Annotated in this window: 16 protein-coding genes; 6 read left to right on the top strand and 10 right to left on the bottom strand. The window is 39.6% G+C overall.

Features of this window, described 5'->3' with window-relative positions; translation table 11 throughout:
- Positions 1-22: 22 nt before the first annotated feature.
- Complete coding sequence (locus ACLHK8_RS08695; protein ID WP_063698430.1) at positions 23-613, bottom strand: LemA family protein; 591 nt, start codon at positions 611-613, stop codon at positions 23-25.
- 103 nt (positions 614-716) lie between these two features.
- Here ACLHK8_RS08695 and ACLHK8_RS08690 point away from each other — a divergent pair, with 103 nt between their 5' ends.
- Entirely contained in the window at positions 717-1,184 is a 468-nt protein-coding gene (locus ACLHK8_RS08690; protein ID WP_063698432.1) for a low molecular weight protein-tyrosine-phosphatase, read from the top strand.
- A 46-nt stretch (positions 1,185-1,230) separates the two neighbouring features.
- On the opposite strand, the gene ACLHK8_RS08685 is transcribed toward ACLHK8_RS08690, so the two are convergent.
- The gene (locus tag ACLHK8_RS08685; RefSeq protein WP_063698435.1) at positions 1,231-1,932 is read right to left on the bottom strand and encodes a class A sortase; all 702 of its coding nucleotides are present in this window, start codon (positions 1,930-1,932) and stop codon (positions 1,231-1,233) included.
- A gap of 89 nt (positions 1,933-2,021) precedes the next feature.
- On the opposite strand from ACLHK8_RS08685, the gene ACLHK8_RS08680 reads away from it, so the two are divergent.
- A complete protein-coding gene (locus tag ACLHK8_RS08680; protein ID WP_406827454.1) occupies positions 2,022-3,254 on the top strand; it encodes a multidrug efflux MFS transporter in 1,233 nt (410 codons plus the stop codon).
- Between the two features lie 118 nt (positions 3,255-3,372).
- On the opposite strand, the gene ACLHK8_RS08675 is transcribed toward ACLHK8_RS08680, so the two are convergent.
- The 6 genes from ACLHK8_RS08675 to ACLHK8_RS08650 all read right to left on the bottom strand — a co-directional run bounded on the left by ACLHK8_RS08675 (position 3,373) and on the right by ACLHK8_RS08650 (position 9,394).
- A complete protein-coding gene (locus tag ACLHK8_RS08675) occupies positions 3,373-3,630 on the bottom strand; it encodes a type B 50S ribosomal protein L31 (RefSeq protein WP_057773253.1) in 258 nt (85 codons plus the stop codon).
- 108 nt (positions 3,631-3,738) lie between these two features.
- The gene (gene rho, locus ACLHK8_RS08670) at positions 3,739-5,031 is read right to left on the bottom strand and encodes a transcription termination factor Rho (protein WP_057773251.1); all 1,293 of its coding nucleotides are present in this window, start codon (positions 5,029-5,031) and stop codon (positions 3,739-3,741) included.
- Positions 5,032-5,039: 8 nt separating this feature from the next.
- Complete coding sequence (locus ACLHK8_RS08665; RefSeq protein WP_057773249.1) at positions 5,040-6,320, bottom strand: UDP-N-acetylglucosamine 1-carboxyvinyltransferase; 1,281 nt, start codon at positions 6,318-6,320, stop codon at positions 5,040-5,042.
- A gap of 234 nt (positions 6,321-6,554) precedes the next feature.
- Positions 6,555-8,153 (bottom strand): CTP synthase, encoded by a 1,599-nt coding sequence (locus ACLHK8_RS08660; protein WP_323714835.1) that lies wholly within the window; start codon positions 8,151-8,153, stop codon positions 6,555-6,557.
- Positions 8,154-8,329: 176 nt separating this feature from the next.
- Positions 8,330-8,908, bottom strand: a complete 579-nt coding sequence (gene rpoE / locus ACLHK8_RS08655; RefSeq protein ID WP_057773244.1) for a DNA-directed RNA polymerase subunit delta — start codon at positions 8,906-8,908, stop codon at positions 8,330-8,332.
- A gap of 45 nt (positions 8,909-8,953) precedes the next feature.
- Complete coding sequence (locus tag ACLHK8_RS08650; RefSeq protein WP_320531998.1) at positions 8,954-9,394, bottom strand: DUF1934 domain-containing protein; 441 nt, start codon at positions 9,392-9,394, stop codon at positions 8,954-8,956.
- A gap of 372 nt (positions 9,395-9,766) precedes the next feature.
- Between ACLHK8_RS08650 and ACLHK8_RS08645 the strand changes: the two genes are divergently transcribed.
- The 3 genes from ACLHK8_RS08645 to yidA all read left to right on the top strand — a co-directional run bounded on the left by ACLHK8_RS08645 (position 9,767) and on the right by yidA (position 13,425).
- A complete protein-coding gene (locus ACLHK8_RS08645) occupies positions 9,767-10,996 on the top strand; it encodes an IS110 family transposase (protein WP_057775612.1) in 1,230 nt (409 codons plus the stop codon).
- A 252-nt stretch (positions 10,997-11,248) separates the two neighbouring features.
- Positions 11,249-12,625: an HD domain-containing protein gene (locus ACLHK8_RS08640; RefSeq protein ID WP_323709013.1), complete on the top strand. Its 1,377-nt coding sequence runs from the start codon at positions 11,249-11,251 to the stop codon at positions 12,623-12,625.
- Positions 12,622-13,425 carry a sugar-phosphatase gene (yidA, locus tag ACLHK8_RS08635; protein ID WP_320531996.1) on the top strand — a complete coding sequence of 268 codons (804 nt, stop codon included), beginning with the start codon at positions 12,622-12,624 and terminating at the stop codon, positions 13,423-13,425. The genes ACLHK8_RS08640 and yidA overlap by 4 nt, the downstream gene beginning before the upstream one ends.
- A 49-nt stretch (positions 13,426-13,474) precedes the next feature.
- On the opposite strand, the gene ACLHK8_RS08630 is transcribed toward yidA, so the two are convergent.
- Together ACLHK8_RS08630 and ACLHK8_RS08625 are read right to left on the bottom strand one after the other, a co-directional pair.
- Positions 13,475-13,882, bottom strand: coding sequence for a DUF3899 domain-containing protein (locus ACLHK8_RS08630; RefSeq protein ID WP_434520307.1), 408 nt, complete (start codon positions 13,880-13,882; stop codon positions 13,475-13,477).
- On the bottom strand, positions 13,872-14,762 hold the full coding sequence (locus tag ACLHK8_RS08625; RefSeq protein ID WP_320531995.1) for a YihY/virulence factor BrkB family protein: 891 nt from the start codon (positions 14,760-14,762) through the stop codon (positions 13,872-13,874). The genes ACLHK8_RS08630 and ACLHK8_RS08625 overlap by 11 nt, the downstream gene beginning before the upstream one ends.
- A 190-nt stretch (positions 14,763-14,952) precedes the next feature.
- On the opposite strand from ACLHK8_RS08625, the gene ACLHK8_RS08620 reads away from it, so the two are divergent.
- Positions 14,953-16,053 carry a GW dipeptide domain-containing protein gene (locus ACLHK8_RS08620; protein ID WP_323714833.1) on the top strand — a complete coding sequence of 367 codons (1,101 nt, stop codon included), beginning with the start codon at positions 14,953-14,955 and terminating at the stop codon, positions 16,051-16,053.
- Positions 16,054-16,162: the final 109 nt, after the last annotated feature.

Genomic DNA, 16,162 nt, shown 5'->3' with positions numbered 1-16,162 from the left:
ACTCCCTGTCAGCCTACAGATTCTATAAATCTTCGTACTTTTTAAACGATACATCTGGTGTCTTGGTTTCTTCCTCAGGCACTTGTAAGTATGTGGCAGCTTTAAAACTTGTCATTCCAGCAACCAAATTACTTGGGAAAGTTTGTAGCTTCATGTTGTAACTAGCCACGCTTGAATTGAACAATTGCCGTGAATAAGCGATCTTATTTTCTGTATTCGTCAATTCTTCCATTAACTTTGTAAACTCGGCACTTGCCTTCAAATCTGGATAATTTTCAGATAAGGCGAACACACTCTTTAACTGACCGCTCAATTGATCAGACAACTGCATGGTTTGTAGTCGTTCTGCATCCGTTGTTTGTGGCTTGTCTGTTGCAGCCACCAATTGATTACGTAATTCAACCACTTTCGTAAAGGTGCTTTTTTCATATGAAGCATACCCTTGAACAGTTGAAACTAAATTGGGAATCAGATCATTCCGTCGTTTAAGTTGGACATTAATTTGGCTCCATGATTCTTGTGTATAAGTTCTGGCCTTTACCAGATTGTTATATAATAAAATATACAATCCAATTAAAAGGACCACAACGACTGCGATTGTTATCCCTGTCATGTGAATTCTCCTCTACAATTTGATACCTTGATGATACCAGACCGCCGCCGCTTTATAAAGCATTAGGTAAGTAATTTAAAAACTTTTAGGATTAGGTGATTTTATGAAAAAAATTTTATTTGTTTGTCTTGGTAATATTTGCCGTTCACCCATGGCTGAAGCACTATTTCGCCAAAGAATTATCCAGGCCAACTTAAATGAACAGTTTCTCGTCGATTCGGCAGGCACAAGCGATTGGGAAGAAGGTAATCGTCCCCACCCGCAAACTCTGGCGGTCTTGAAAAAGCATCACATTCCCACCGAGAATTTGGTTTCTCGTCCAGTTTCTGCTAGTGATTTTCAAAAATTCGATCTGATCATTGGCATGGATCATCAAAATGTTTCAGATCTTAAGACTTTGGCACCTGCCGCATCCCACGCAAAGATTAACCTGTTCATGTCTGTTGCTTCCCAAAACAAAGATTCTGATGTCCCAGATCCCTGGTATACGCATAAATTTGAAGCGGCTTATCAACAAATCTCTGCAGGTATTGATCAGTGGGTCACTTTTTTAACCAACCAAAATAAATAAAAGACCCGACATTTGTCGGATCTTTTTTGGTTAGATTTGAAGAAATTTACTTGTTATTGAAGTTTTTTGCAAAGCTCTGTTGAATTTTTTTCGGAGCTTTTTTGTATGCAACGGAACCTTCGTATTTACCGCGGATCATCAATCGATTGGCCCCAGTAGCATCACAGGTAATGAGGGTAATCAATTTTTTGTTTGGGACATCTTCAATGACATCCACCCGCGTGGCCGCAATAAACTTTCGTTCAGTGGCTTTATAACTATAAATCCGTTTAAGATCTGTCACATAAATCATCATCCCGGGCCGCATCTTCCAATACAAAGGACTAAATAAAACATCCTTACGAACCATATGGTGCCCAGCTAACGCATAGTTGCCTTGCCCCATTTTCATGTTGGCTTTTAAGGTAGCCGCTGTTAATGCTAAATTTTCGTTCGTTACACCATTTGTTATGGGTAGGTTTAGTTTTACCTGGGGAATACTTATTTCGCCCACTACGTCCAATTTTGAAGCATTAGCGCGTGCCTTAGCTACCGTTTGAAAGTCCAGCGACTTAACACTTTGAAAATCATAGCTGGCTTTCTTCTTTTTATTTTTCACAATTGTTTGTTGGGTAACCTGGGGCTTATACGAACCAACCAACCAATTTTTAATTTGCGCATTAAAAATCAATGCCAAACTCAAAACTAATAAAAGAAGAACTAGGATTGTGGCTAACCATTTTTTTACTCTGTTATTCTTTTTAGACATGTGCGTCTCCTCATCAATCAAATAGTGGTATTCTAATAAATATAGTTTTTATTGGTCTAATTTAATTTTAGAAAGGTCGTCTGATTTTGATTTCCAAAATACAAGGTTTCTTTTCAAAAAAGCGTGCGCCATGGGAACAAAATCTAATTGTCCTTTGGTTTGGCACCTTTATGGCCGGAATGGCTTTTAGTGAAGTTATGCCCTTCCTGTCATTATATGTCGACACTCTTGGCCAATTTAGTAAGCAACAACTTACATTTTACAGTGGTATTACATATTCTGCAACTTATTTAGTTACCGCTTTAGTTTCACCAATCTGGGGAAGGTTAGCCGATTCTAAGGGACGAAAGCTAATGATCCTCCGGGCCTCCTTAGGAATGGCAATCGTCCTCGGTGCAATGGGCCTTGTGCAAAATATCTGGCAATTGATTGCGTTGCGGATGCTTCAAGGTGTTTTTTCCGGATATATTAGTAACTCCAATGCACTTCTTGCCACGGAAACTCCGAAAGAAAAAAGTGGCCTAGCACTAGGAACCCTTTCGACTGGCTATGTCAGTGGAAACCTGATTGGTCCGCTGCTTGGTGGTGCCTTAGCTGAGTTTTTCTCGTACAGAGTAACCTTCTTTATTACAGGTGGTCTTTTACTAATTGTCTTTTTTCTCAGTTATTTTTTTGTCCATGAACACTTCCATCCGGTACAACGTGCCAAAGCGTTGTCTACCAGGGAAGTCATTGGTAAATTACAAAATCCTAAAATCGTATTTGGCATGTTTATAACCACCATGATCATTCAAGCATCCAATAATTCGATTACTCCCATTTTAAGTTTGTATGTCCGCCAATTAATGCATAACATCGGCCCGGTTACGTTAATTGCCGGCGTGGTAGCAGCCATTCCCGGCATCGCGACCTTATTCTCTGCACCTCGTTTGGGCGAAATTGGAGATCGAATCGGAACTGAAAAGATTTTATCAATTGGCTTTATTTTTGCGATTTGTATGTATATCCCCATGGCGTTTGTGCACACCGTTTGGTTGTTAGCTTTCTTCCGCTTTATGGTGGGAATCTCTGACGGTGCAATGTTACCAGCTGTTCAAGCCATTCTTTCTAAACGATCTCCCGCTGAAGTAACCGGCCGCGTTTTCAGCTGGAACCAATCCTTTCAGGCTCTTGGCAACATGTCCGGTCCACTAATTGGCTCCGCTGTTTCTGGCGCTTTCGATTACAGATCAGTGTTTATCTCAACTTCTGTGCTAGTCGCCTTAAATTTTATCTTAGTTCAAATAAATACCCATTCCGATCGACATGCAAGGACAAACTAAAAAACCAGTTTATCTTTTAACCACCAAAATTTTGGTGGCTTCTAGATAGACTGGCTTTTATTTTAGATAATAAAAAAGTTCAACCCGGCATTGCTGCGGATCAAACTTTTTAAAAAACTTATTTGTTGTCGTCTGTAAGACCGTATTTCTTGTTGAAACGATCGACAGTACCATCGACTTGGTTGAACTTCTGACGACCTGTGTAGAATGGGTGTGAGTCAGATGAAATTTCAACACGAACTAATGGGTATTCTTTACCATCGTCCATTGTGATTGTTTCGTCGGTTGTCTTCGTTGAACCGGAAATAAATTTAAAACCAGTTGTTGAATCCTGAAATACGACTTCGTGATAATCTGGATGAATTCCTTTTTTCATGTTAGTACACTCCTTTGCCATGAGTCATTTACTGAGACATAGTTATTTTTCATTATTAATCAACGACCACTATAATATCATGAATATCTGTTAGACGCAAACCACTTTTTAGCGAGATGGTCGTTTTCGCCCTGTTGATTTGAACTTGACGTTTTCAATATCATGGATAAACTCTTGATCATTTTTTGTATTTTTTAAAAATTGTAATAGTTGCTCCGTTGTATCAAGCGAATCTCCGGTCATTGCACGGCGAATTCGCCACACTTCATCTAAGGTCCCTTGAGGCAACAAAAGCTCTTCTTTTCTGGTTCCTGATTGTTTAATATCCAAAGCAGGGAAAACCCGCCGTTCTGCAAGTTCACGCGACAAAACTAATTCTGAATTACCCGTTCCTTTAAATTCTTCATAGATGACATCATCTAACCGACTTCCCGTGTCCACTAGGGTTGTGCCCAGGATCGTTAAGCTGCCGCCCTCTTCAATATTTCGAGCTGCCCCAAAAAACTTTTTGGGTTTATAGAAGGCCGCTGGATCAATCCCTCCAGAAAGGGTGCGCCCACTCGGTGGAATCACCAAGTTGTACGCCCGGGTCAAACGGGTAATGGAGTCTAATAGGATCACAACATCTTCTTTATCCTCAACCAAACGAAGTGCCCGTTCTAAAACCAATTCAGAAACGCGAATATGGTTCTTTGGTTCTTTATCAAACGTTGATGACACAACTTCGCCTTTGATCGAACGTTCCAAATCAGTTACTTCTTCAGGCCGCTCATCAATTAGCAAAACAATGAGTTTAACTTTGGGATAGTTGGTTGTAATTCCGTTAGCGATTGCTTTTAAAAGCGTTGTTTTCCCGGCTTTTGGTGGAGCCACAATTAGTCCCCGTTGTCCAAAACCAATTGGAGTAAAAACGTCAACCAATCTGGTCGCTAAAGCTGTTGAGGTGGTTTCTAACTTAATTTGTTGTTTGGGATAAATCGGGGTCAATGCTGGAAAATGAGGCCGCTGCTTGGCGTCTTCTGGATTTTTACCATTAACCCGATCAACGTGCATAAGTCCATAATAGCGCTCGGAAGGTTTGGGATGTCTTGCCTTACCTGTAACAAGATCCCCATTACGAAGACCAAACCTGGTAATCTGCGAAGCTGAAATGTAAATATCTTCTTGAGAGGGCCCGTAATTAATTGGTCGTAAAAAACCGAAGCCTTCTTGAGACACAATATCCAAGACGCCTTCCATTTCCACAAAATCTTGTTCTTTTGCCTGTGCACGAACCAGGGCCAGCGACAATTCCGCTTTGTTCATTTGTCCATAATAAGGAATCTTAAATTGCCGCGCAAAACTATAGATTTGTTTGAGCGTCATATTTTGTAATTCCGCCATCGTTAGAAAATCACTCATAAATACCCCTATTTCACTACTTCTGCTTCATCACTCACAATTTCAATATCGGCACCTAATTGCTGTAATTTATAGACAATTCGATCATACCCACGAAGAATATTCTCTGCTTTCCGAATCGTCGTCGTTCCGTGTGCCATAAGTCCGGCAATCATTAACGCCGCTCCTGCACGGATTTCACCGGCTTCAACCGTGGCGCCATGCAGCTCATCCGTGTGATTAACGATGATAATATCATTTTCAACGCGAATGTCAGCGCCCATCTTTTGAAGCTGTGAAATATGTTTAATGCGTTTAGGATAGATGCTATCAATCACCAAACTGCTGCCGCTTGCTTTCATTAACGCAGGCGTAATTGGCTGTTGCAAATCAGTCGCAAACCCAGGAAACGGATTCGTTTTGATTTCAATGGCATGCAAATTAGTCGTCTTAGGCACATAAATACTGTCTTCTCCAACTTGCAGGTCTACGCCCAATTCAATCAGTTTTGAGTTAAAAGACTCCAAATGTTCCGGAATAATATTATTTATTTGAATCCCGTCACCAATTGAAGCTGCCAATGACAAATAAGTCCCAGCTTCAATGCGATCTGGAATAATTGTATGCGTTGCATTACTGCCTAAGCTATCTACACCCTCAATCCGAATCACATCAGTCCCAGCGCCCCGAATCTTGGCGCCCATACTATTCAAAAAGGACACTAAATCGATGATCTCAGGCTCACGAGCTGCATTCTCAATGGTTGTTTGGCCATGAGCTTTAACAGCTGCCAAAATCACATTGATTGTCGCTCCAACTGACACGACATCTAAAAAGATATGTGCCCCATGGAGTTCATGCGTATCAGTTGTAATGTAGACAGAATCATTTTGTTCGTTAACCGTAGCTCCCAAAGCTTTGAATCCCTTAATGTGTTGATCGATTGGACGAGGCCCAATATTATCACCACCAGGAAAACTTACAGTTGCCCGTTTGAAACGACCAAGCAATGCTCCCATAAAGTAGTAGGAAGCACGCAAACTTTTTATTGCCTTACTAGGTAAGGCACTTTCAATTATGTTAGTTGGATCAATTTCCATGACACCATCTTTAAACGTAGAATGTACATTCATAGATTCAAGGATGATCATTAGATTATGAACATCTAAAATGTCAGGAACAGAGTCTAGGCGGACAGGGGTGTCGGCTAAAATTGCGGCTGGAATTAATGCCACTGTGCTGTTTTTTGCACCGCCAATTGTTATTTCACCGGAAAGTTGTTGTCCGCCTCGGATTACCATTTTTTTCATGTGTACTTTCCTCACTTATAAACATCCTAATAATTGTACAGTCAATTCTAATCATAAATAATCTATATCAAAAAAACAACCATAAATTTAAAGAAATTCCCATCTGAACCCGTGTAAGGGTTATTTTATCTTAATAACTTATTCCTGATTAATTTATTTTTAATTTTTAGGCTCTAAAATAAAAAAATAGCGGATGAATTTAAAAAATTCAGCCACTACTCTTAATTTTATTGATTATGCGTTAGCAGCTTCAATGAAGGCTTTAAATAATCCTTCTGGACGCTGTGGACGTGATAAAAATTCTGGATGATATTGAGAAGCCACGAAGAATTTCTTCTCGGGCAATTCAATAACTTCAACCAAATGATTATCAGGTGATGTTCCAGAGAACACTAGTCCATGTTCTTGCATGGCATCCCGATATTCATTGTTAAATTCAAACCGATGACGATGACGTTCTTGAATGACATCCTGATCTTCATAAGCTTTTGCAGCTACAGAACCGGGTTTCAACTTGCATGGGTAAAGTCCCAAACGTTGGGTACCGCCCATGTCCTGAACGTCTTCTTGATCAGCCATTAAATCAATAATGTTATGTTTTGTGTCTTTATTCATTTCAGTGGAATTGGCATCCTTGAGTCCAAGGACATTGCGGGCAAATTCAACAGAAGCCATCTGCATCCCTAAACAAATTCCTAAGAATGGCAAATCGCTCTCTCGTGCGTATTGAATAGCTGTAATCATGCCTTCAATCCCACGATCCCCAAAACCTCCAGGGACAATTAACCCGTCAACGTCGCCCAAAACTTCACCCACATTTTCTGGTGTAATTTGTTCGGAATCAACTTTTTTAATTTCGATTTTGGCATTAACCGGATAACCGGCATGTTTCAAGGCCTCAGAAACAGAAATATAAGCATCTTGCAAGGCAACATATTTACCAACCAAGGCAATCTTCAGAGTATGATCGAGTCCATTACGGACATGTTCCGTCATTTGACGCCAATCTTCCATGTCAGCCTGTGGGGTTTTCAAACCAAAATGGTCCATAATAATTTGGTCCATTCCTTGAGCCTGAAGGTTTAAAGGAATTTGGTAAAGATTATCCACATCGCGTGATTCAATCACAGCTTCTGGATCAACGTCACAGAATAACGCAATTTTGTTTCGCATTGATTGGGTAATTGGTTGCTCAGTTCGGACAACCAAAATGTTTGGTTGAATCCCAACCCCACGCAATTCCTTGACACTATGTTGCGTTGGCTTAGTTTTCATTTCGCCAGCTGCTCGCAAGTAAGGAATCAAAGTTGTGTGGATATAAACCACATTTTCAGAACCCACTTCGCTCTTCATTTGACGTAAAGCTTCTAAGAATGGTAATGATTCGATATCACCAACCGTTCCCCCGATTTCAGTAATCACGATGTCTGAGTCGGTGATCGTGCCGGCACGCATGATTTTTTCTTTAATAGTGTCTGTAATATGTGGAATTACTTGAACCGTGGCACCTAAATAGTCACCATGGCGTTCCTTTTTTAAAACCTCAGAATAAATTTTTCCCGTTGTCACATTGGAATACTTATTTAAATCATTATCGATGAATCGTTCATAGTGACCCAAATCAAGATCTGTTTCCGTCCCATCATCTGTAACAAAAACTTCCCCATGTTGATATGGGCTCATCGTTCCGGGATCCACATTAATGTATGGATCAAACTTCTGGATGGTCACTTTCAAACCGCGATTTTTAAGCAAACGTCCGAGAGAAGCTGCAACGATTCCTTTTCCAAGTGAAGAAACAACACCGCCAGTGACAAAAATATATTTAGTCATTTTCTAACTCCTTTGAGGTTTTTTTAAGGGACAATCAAGAAATAATAAAAATGCTCCCTATTCATTTGGAATAGGGAGCACAATTTAAAATCCGTACTGTTGGCTTTGCACACAGCAAAGCGCCCAATAAAGATAATACAAGGTAACAAAGATAATGTCAAGCCTCGAAAAAGGTCTTATTCATCATCGTCAGAGTCATCATCGTCAAGTTCTGAAAGTTGCCCTTCAATCCCATCTGGTAAATCATCATCAGGTAAATCGTCACTGTCATCGTCTTTTGAGGAATCTGTGTAATCATCATTACTTGAATCAGCATCAAAATCGTCATCATCGTTTCCGGCAACAACATCATCATCTTCTGGATCATCAGCGTCATAATCAATTACATCATCATCGTCAGCAGCATCAACTAAGAAAGCATTAACCTTCTTACGTTTCTTATGCTTAGGACGCGTATCATCTTCGTCTTCTTCAGTATGAATAATGGCTTCATCAATGGATTCGAAGGGATACCATGTTCGTAGGCCCCAACTGTTATCACCCAAAGAAATAAAGCTACCATCAGTATTTAAATCTGTATAGAATTGTGACAAACGTTCACGGAATTCTTCATCGGTTTTGCCAAGATACTGTTGAACTTCATTAGCGAGATCCACGAAAGCCATGGAATCACCGTGTTGCGCAAGAATTGCATGTGCAACCTCGATTAATGAAAGTTCTGTTTTGTCTTGTCCATCAAAAATTTTCAAGTCCAAAATGTTGCACGTCCTTTCAACAGTCTACTCCCTATAATACATTACTTAAGCTGTAAATTGCAATCTAATTTTGTAGTCTCCTAATAAACTTTCACCGGCAAACAATTGGTAATCAACTTTTACGGTTCCAGAAATTGGTCGATCACGCATGCGAATCTCTAAAAACGGCGTCAGTGTGTCCACTGGTAAAATTCCATACGGTGTTCGATAACGCGCCTGAATTCGTTTGCCATCACTAAAACGCAAACGTAATTTATTCTCGCCAGCTCGTGTTAACAACACATCCCCGTCTTCGTCAATTTTCATTGTTACTGGTATTTCGTCTTTTGTATGCTCATCTGTTTCTTGATAACGTAAATAAACTGAATCGCCCATTTGAAATAATTGGCCATCTTCGTCAAAAGCAAAATGTGATTGTTCGCCCTCTTGAGTAATAAACGTATCTAAATGGATGGCAATTGGCACACCAGTATCTAGTTCATCCATAAAAGTTGGCACCCCTTTTCAAAAAAACATCTTCCTCGTATTATATAATTTGAAACTTTGTTATTTACTATTCCCTACTTAGATGTTGCGTGATATTCTCTAATTGTTCATTGGATTTAGGTCCAACTGGTATAGGCTTTCATCTCCTGTAGATTATCTACGTTATAAGCGCGCCGCCCAGACAATTCGAAACACCGCAAACCACAAGCTGTAGCGATTAATTTGATTCGTGTTCACTCGCGTGACACGCAGCTGAATCTTTTAATCTAGTCTTCTTATATTGCGAGGATGCCCGTTAGAGTTGGAATTAGGGAACATCACGCAGCACCTAAGCTTATCCAATTAATTCAAAGTGAAAGGAGGTCCTATCCTATGAATTTATATTTAGGTATTGATGTTGGTAAAAATAAATTAGACTTTTGTGCTTTAGATTCTGATCAACATTGCCGTTTTCAAGATGAAACTACTAATGATCTTAATGGTGCCGTTAAAATTAAACAGGTAATCTTAACTGAGACTAAAACCCACCATTATGAAAAGATAACTGTTGGTATGGAAGCCACCTCGGTCTATAATTTTCATCCGATGACTTTTTTCGCCGAAGATAGCGAGTTACAAGCCTTAGGCTTATCGGTTATCACCATTAACCCCTATACGTCACATCATTTTAGCCAGTTATTTGATGATGGTAAGACGGATGCGATTGATGCCAAACAATTAGCTGATTTGTTACGGATCAAACCACTGGGAACTTCAGTTGCTCGCCAAGAAAACTATGTGGCTTTGCAACGTCTAACACGGGAACGTTATCACTTGGTTAAACAAATGACTGATTCTAAAAATCATTTTTTGAATAATCTTTATTATCGTTGTAATACGTTAGAACGGGAGCTGCCAACATCCGTTTTTGGTTCAACTATGATGACCCTAATTACTGATGAAGAGTTAACCTTGGACGAGGCAGCGGCGCTACCTCTTGATGAATTAGTCACCCATCTTCAACAGTTAGCTCACGGTAAGTTTGGTGATGCCGAAGCCGTTGCTAAAGCTATTAAGAAAGCAACCCGTTCTTCTTATCGCCTATCAAAAGTCGTAACAGATTCTGTTGATGAAATTTTGGCGGTCTATGCGAATGAAATTCGGATGTTAAAAAAACAAATCCAAGTTTTGGATAAAACAATTACACAGATATCTACTCAAATCACAGATATCAATTGTTTAACTAGTGTTCCCGGTATTGGCCCAGTTTATGCGGCTGGTATTGTGGCAGAAATTGGTCAAATTGAACGTTTTCCCGATGAAAGTCATATTGCCAAGTATGCTGGCCTGGCTTGGTTACCACATGAATCAGGCACAAGCGTTCGTCAAGCTACACCACGAACTCGTAAGGGTAATCAATATCTTCGTTATTATCTAGTTGAAGCTGCCAACTCGATAAGACGTTATGATGTTACTTACCAACGCTATTACCACAAAAAATATGAAGAGGTACCCAAGTATCGTCATCGTCGAGCTATTGTCTTGACGGCACGAAAGCTTGTAAGATTGGTGGAAGTCTTGCTTAGAAACCATCAATTTTATATACCACCCAAAGTGGTATAGCTTTCGAGTTTACGATACTGAGTCCCTTCTTAACCCGCTAAATTAACTGTTTTAGTGGGCTGGGGAAGCTATACTCTCAAGAACTGATTAAATAATAAAAACAAAGCTTTTTACATACTTGACTTATTACCACAAGGCTTATAGTATAAACCAAAATGTCTCGTTCATCATAGTGTTTTGGCTTTAAATCACCAATCGCTAAAACTTTGTTATACTATTAATAAATAGTTTAAATGAAGGGAAGCTTGTTTCATGGATTATCGCAATAAATTGTTACCAATGGAAAAAGTGTTTCGAGATCCAGTTCATGATTATGTCTACGTCCAAAATCAGGTCATTTTAGATTTGATTAATACAAAAGAATTTCAACGGTTACGTCGTATTCATCAACTGGGCACGACTTCACTTGTTTTCCACGGTGCTGAACACACCCGCTTTTCTCATTCATTAGGCTGTTACGAAGTTGCCCGCAGAATTTGTGATAATTTTGAACGCAACTATCCGTCACAAACACCAGATGATGGTCTCTGGGATAATTCAGAACGGCTAGTTACCCTTTGTGCCGCTCTTCTACATGATATCGGTCATGGTGCCTATTCTCATACTTTCGAGCATATTTTTCACACCGATCATGAAAGCTATACAGAACAAATCATTACCAATCCTGAAACTGAAGTCAATCAAGTTTTGCGCCAAGTGTCACCTAAATTTCCTGACGAAGTGGCTAGCGTCATTTCACACAAATATCCCAATCCCCAGGTTGTCCAAATGATTTCTAGTCAAATTGATGCCGACCGGATGGACTATTTACTTCGTGATTCTTACTATACTGGCACTAATTATGGCACATTTGATTTAACGCGGATTTTACGGGTCATGCGTCCCTACAAAGGTGGCATCGCCTTTTCAATTAGTGGCATTCATGCCGTAGAAGATTTTATCGTTAGTCGTTTTCAAATGTACTTACAGGTATACTTTCATCCTGTTTCTCGTTCGATGGAAATGATTTTAAGCCACTTGCTGCAACGAGCCAACGAAATTTATGGCAATAATCAAAATGAGGCTGAACAACAACGCGAATTCATCCCCTATTTCCTAATTCCGTTTTTTAATCACACGGCAACTGTCGCAGATTACCTACGTTTAGACGACGGCGTTTTAAATACGTATTTTCAACAGTGGGAAGATGACAAAGATCCCGTTTTAAACGACCTATCCAATCGCTTTTTAAATCGAATTCCACTTAAATCTATGCGTTTCACCCATGAAACAGAATACTTACTGCCAGAATTACGTCAGTTGATCGAAAAAGCTGGTTTTAATAGTACGTATTATACGGCCATCAACGATAGTTATGACTTACCTTATGACGCTTATGACCCTAGTACCAGCAAACCACGAACGCAAATCGAGCTCATGCAACACGATGGCAGTTTAGTGGAACTATCGACCGTTAGTGCTCTGGTGGCTGCCATCACCGGCCGTGTTTCTGGAGATCAACGTTTCTTCTTCCCGAAAAAAATGTTGTCTCAAGACGACGGCGAACTTTTTCACCCAATCTATAAAGAATTCCAAGCTTACATTAAAAATGGCGTTTTATTAGACGCAAAAGGAGACCATCTTTCATGATTAAAATAATTGCCATTGATTTAGATGGCACACTCCTCACGGATGACAAACACATTACCGCCAAAACAGTCGCTGTGATCAAAAAGGCTAGTCAAGCTGGCATTAAAGTTGTTTTGTGTACCGGTCGCCCACTTACCGGTGTTGCTGAGCATTTGCGCACCCTAGGGCTTTCAGGTGACGATCAATACGTCATCACTTTCAACGGCGCTTTAGTCCAGACAATCGAGGGGCGAGTGTTAATTCACCATACCTTAAATTATAATGACTATGTTGATTTAGAGGCCTTAAGTCGCAAATTGCACAATCATTTCCATGTTGAAACAGAAAATCATATTTATACTGCCAATAAAAACATTAGCCCGTACACGATTGGCGAAAGTTTTTACGTCCGAATGGGGATTCGCTATCGCGATGTCAATGATATGCCAACTAGTTTAAAGATTTCTAAGGCGATGTTCATTGATCCCCCAGAAAAAATTACGACTCTTCGAAAGAAACTTCCCCAAACTTTTTTGGATAAATATACTTTTGTCCAAAGCGAGCCTTATTTTCTTGAAGCTCTCAACAAATCCGCCAGCAAAGGTAACGCATTGAGAGATTTAACTAAACGTCTTGATTTGCTTCCTGAAAATGCCATGGCGATTGGCGATCAAGGAAACGACTTATCCATGCTGCAATTTGCTGATACAGCGGTTGCCATGGGAAATGCCATCCCTGAAGCTAAGGAACTTGCCTCGTTTGTTACCAGTACGAATGAAGAAGATGGAGTGGCCAAGGCCATTCAAAAATTTGCTTTTTAATCATCAAAATAAGGACACGCTGCTTTTTAAACAGCGTGCCCTTTTTAATTTAAAACAATGAAATTAAAACACTGACGACAATCGTAAAGCCACCAATATTCAAAAAATAATGCGCTGGTTTTGTAATCACAATTGGACTATTTTTCTCCCGACCGACTTTATGCACATCAATCTTCTTGCGATCCGCTTCATCTTCGCCTTTAGCTGACCGTCTAAACCAGCCTGTAAACAGATGACCACGTTCCAAAACAAAGAAAATACCAATCAATAAAAGTAATAATCCTGCCATAAAAAAATGATTGCTGACGACGATTATATTTCTAACAAATACCCAGTCGATTAGCATTAACACCACAATTATGGCCTCACTGGTTATGGATTTGTGCTTTTTTATATATTCCGTAATTGTCACACCTTTAACTTGAATTATGTTTGTATTATACCAGTTAATGGACATCTTCGTGGGTTCTTTTTAGCCGGCTCAGTTTGGGTTTAAACGGTAAGCCCATTTTTTGTTCTTGTAAGGCGGCGTTAATAACCCCGCCAATTAACATAATTTCTGCCAACAAATCCAACCACAACATGATGACAATGAAGGTGCCGATCGTTTTATAGGTGGTTACTTCACCACCAAAATAACGTAAATATAAGGTGAAAAATTGGGTTAAAATAACAAGTCCACTCATCGCAAACAGCGCTCCCACCCAAACGTACCGCCAGCGCACTTTAGCTATTGGAACAATCATATAAAGAACCGTCAAAATGAACCCAACCCCGAGGATCGTAACGGGCCATTTGATAATTTCCAGAAAGCTAACAAAATCTGGTGGCAACTGAAGAATCGGCGCCAGATATGATAATAGAACCTGCCCAAATGAGAAAGATAAAACAATCACAATTAACGCGACCATGAACAATAAAACAATCAGAAAGGATAAAATGCGCGTCAATATCGCATTCGTCGTATTTTCCATGTCATAAGTCGCATTTAGAGCTTGTTGAAAAGCGTTGACCCCCTTACTGGCCGACCAGAGAGCCACCACCACTCCGATCGAAAGCACTCCACCACTGTTGGTAGTTAACAGTTGTTTAACTAACGGACTCAAAATTTTATAAATGTTTTCCGGCATAATTCGATTAATGTATTTTAAAACGGTGTTGACCGGTAAATCTAATAGAGGTAATACATTGCCAATTAACAGCAACAAAGGAAAAAAGGACAGCAACGTATAGTAGGCTAACACAATTCCATTATTCGAGATGTTTCCTTTTTTATACCGACGTAGAAAAATGGTAGCAAATTCAAAAAAAGATGTTCTTCGAAATTTTCTTAGCATGGCCGACCTCCATGGATCCGTTTTCTTTCAGTTTATCACGGCACTATCGCTTATAAAAATAATAAGCAATCATTAGGTCGTCTGTCGATAACTTCTTGCGTACCTTATTCATTGAAAATATTAAAAATAGTAATCTATCTGATTAATTAATGGTAAAATTAACTTAGAATATATTAGTTGAGGTGAGCTTATGTCAGACAGTAATTACGATGTGTATGTAAAAAGTATGTTAGAAGTGGATTACGAGGCAACTATCGATCAAACTGCCCGGTTCGACGGACTTTACAAGGGTATGATTTGGCCATACAATCATGGCGAAGTTGCAGGGAATCGTGATGCCCGGCCATTACACGGGACTGATATCCGTGTTAAACGAGAAGCAACCTTAAATACTGGCATGACTTTTGTTGAATTTAAATGGCAGGGAAATGACGTCTGGATTCCTAAAGAAGGCATCATTCCACCATTGTTTGACGCAAAAATCAATTTAACTAATCAATTAGCAACATTGATTAAAACAAACATCGATTATCCTTATTTCAAAGAAATTCCACAAACTAAAAAGTTTAGTCACATTCCAATTGGCTACATCAACAAAGATAAACTAGCTGGTCAAACGATTCTGGTAATGGCGCATGCTACACGCAGTGATGGCCAAGAATTTACACAAATTTTTACAAATGGTTCAAGTCTTTGGGTAAGCTCGCAGACAGTAACCAAGATGGGAAAACCGTTAACCACGTTATTTATTGGCGGTGATACTGCGGTACGTACAAAAGCGAAGTCGAAAAAATCCAGCGTCACAATTAGACGAGCAAACGGTGAAAATACGATGGCTCAAATCAAGTTTTCCGTTCAGGGAAATTACACCAAAGATTTTAACCGCCGTAATTTTGAATTTGAACTCTTTAATGACTTTGAACAGTCCACTCCCAAAACAGTTCAGTTTGGGACTTGGCAGCCCAGAAGTAAGTTCTCCTTACGTGGTGATTACACCGACCAAACTCATTCCAGAAACGGGACCGGATATTCTCTATGGAAAGAAATTTTAGCCACCGAAGAGATTTATCCTTCAACAATCAGAGATAAAGAAATGTTGGGAACCATCCAAACTCAGCCGGTAAATGTCTTTTTTGATGGCATGAATTTCGGTGTTTATAGTCTTTCTAGTTACTTTGATGCAAGTAGCATCAAACTCGATCCTAACAATGATGATGAAATTCTTTTATTAGCTCTGGATGGTTACGCAAACGACAAGGATCTGGCTTTCTCAAATAAAATGCTATCGTAAAATTATCCTTACTCCAAAACATATTATTCAAATAAGGATATTTCACTATCAGGCCGTGTGCACAAAAAAGTATCAAAACTCAATGTAGTTTTGATACTTCTTTATTTAT

The organism is Pediococcus sp. M21F004 (assembly GCF_051122535.1).
Classification (GTDB): domain Bacteria; phylum Bacillota; class Bacilli; order Lactobacillales; family Lactobacillaceae; genus Pediococcus; species Pediococcus inopinatus.
This window is presented reverse-complemented; position numbering and strand designations above follow the sequence as displayed.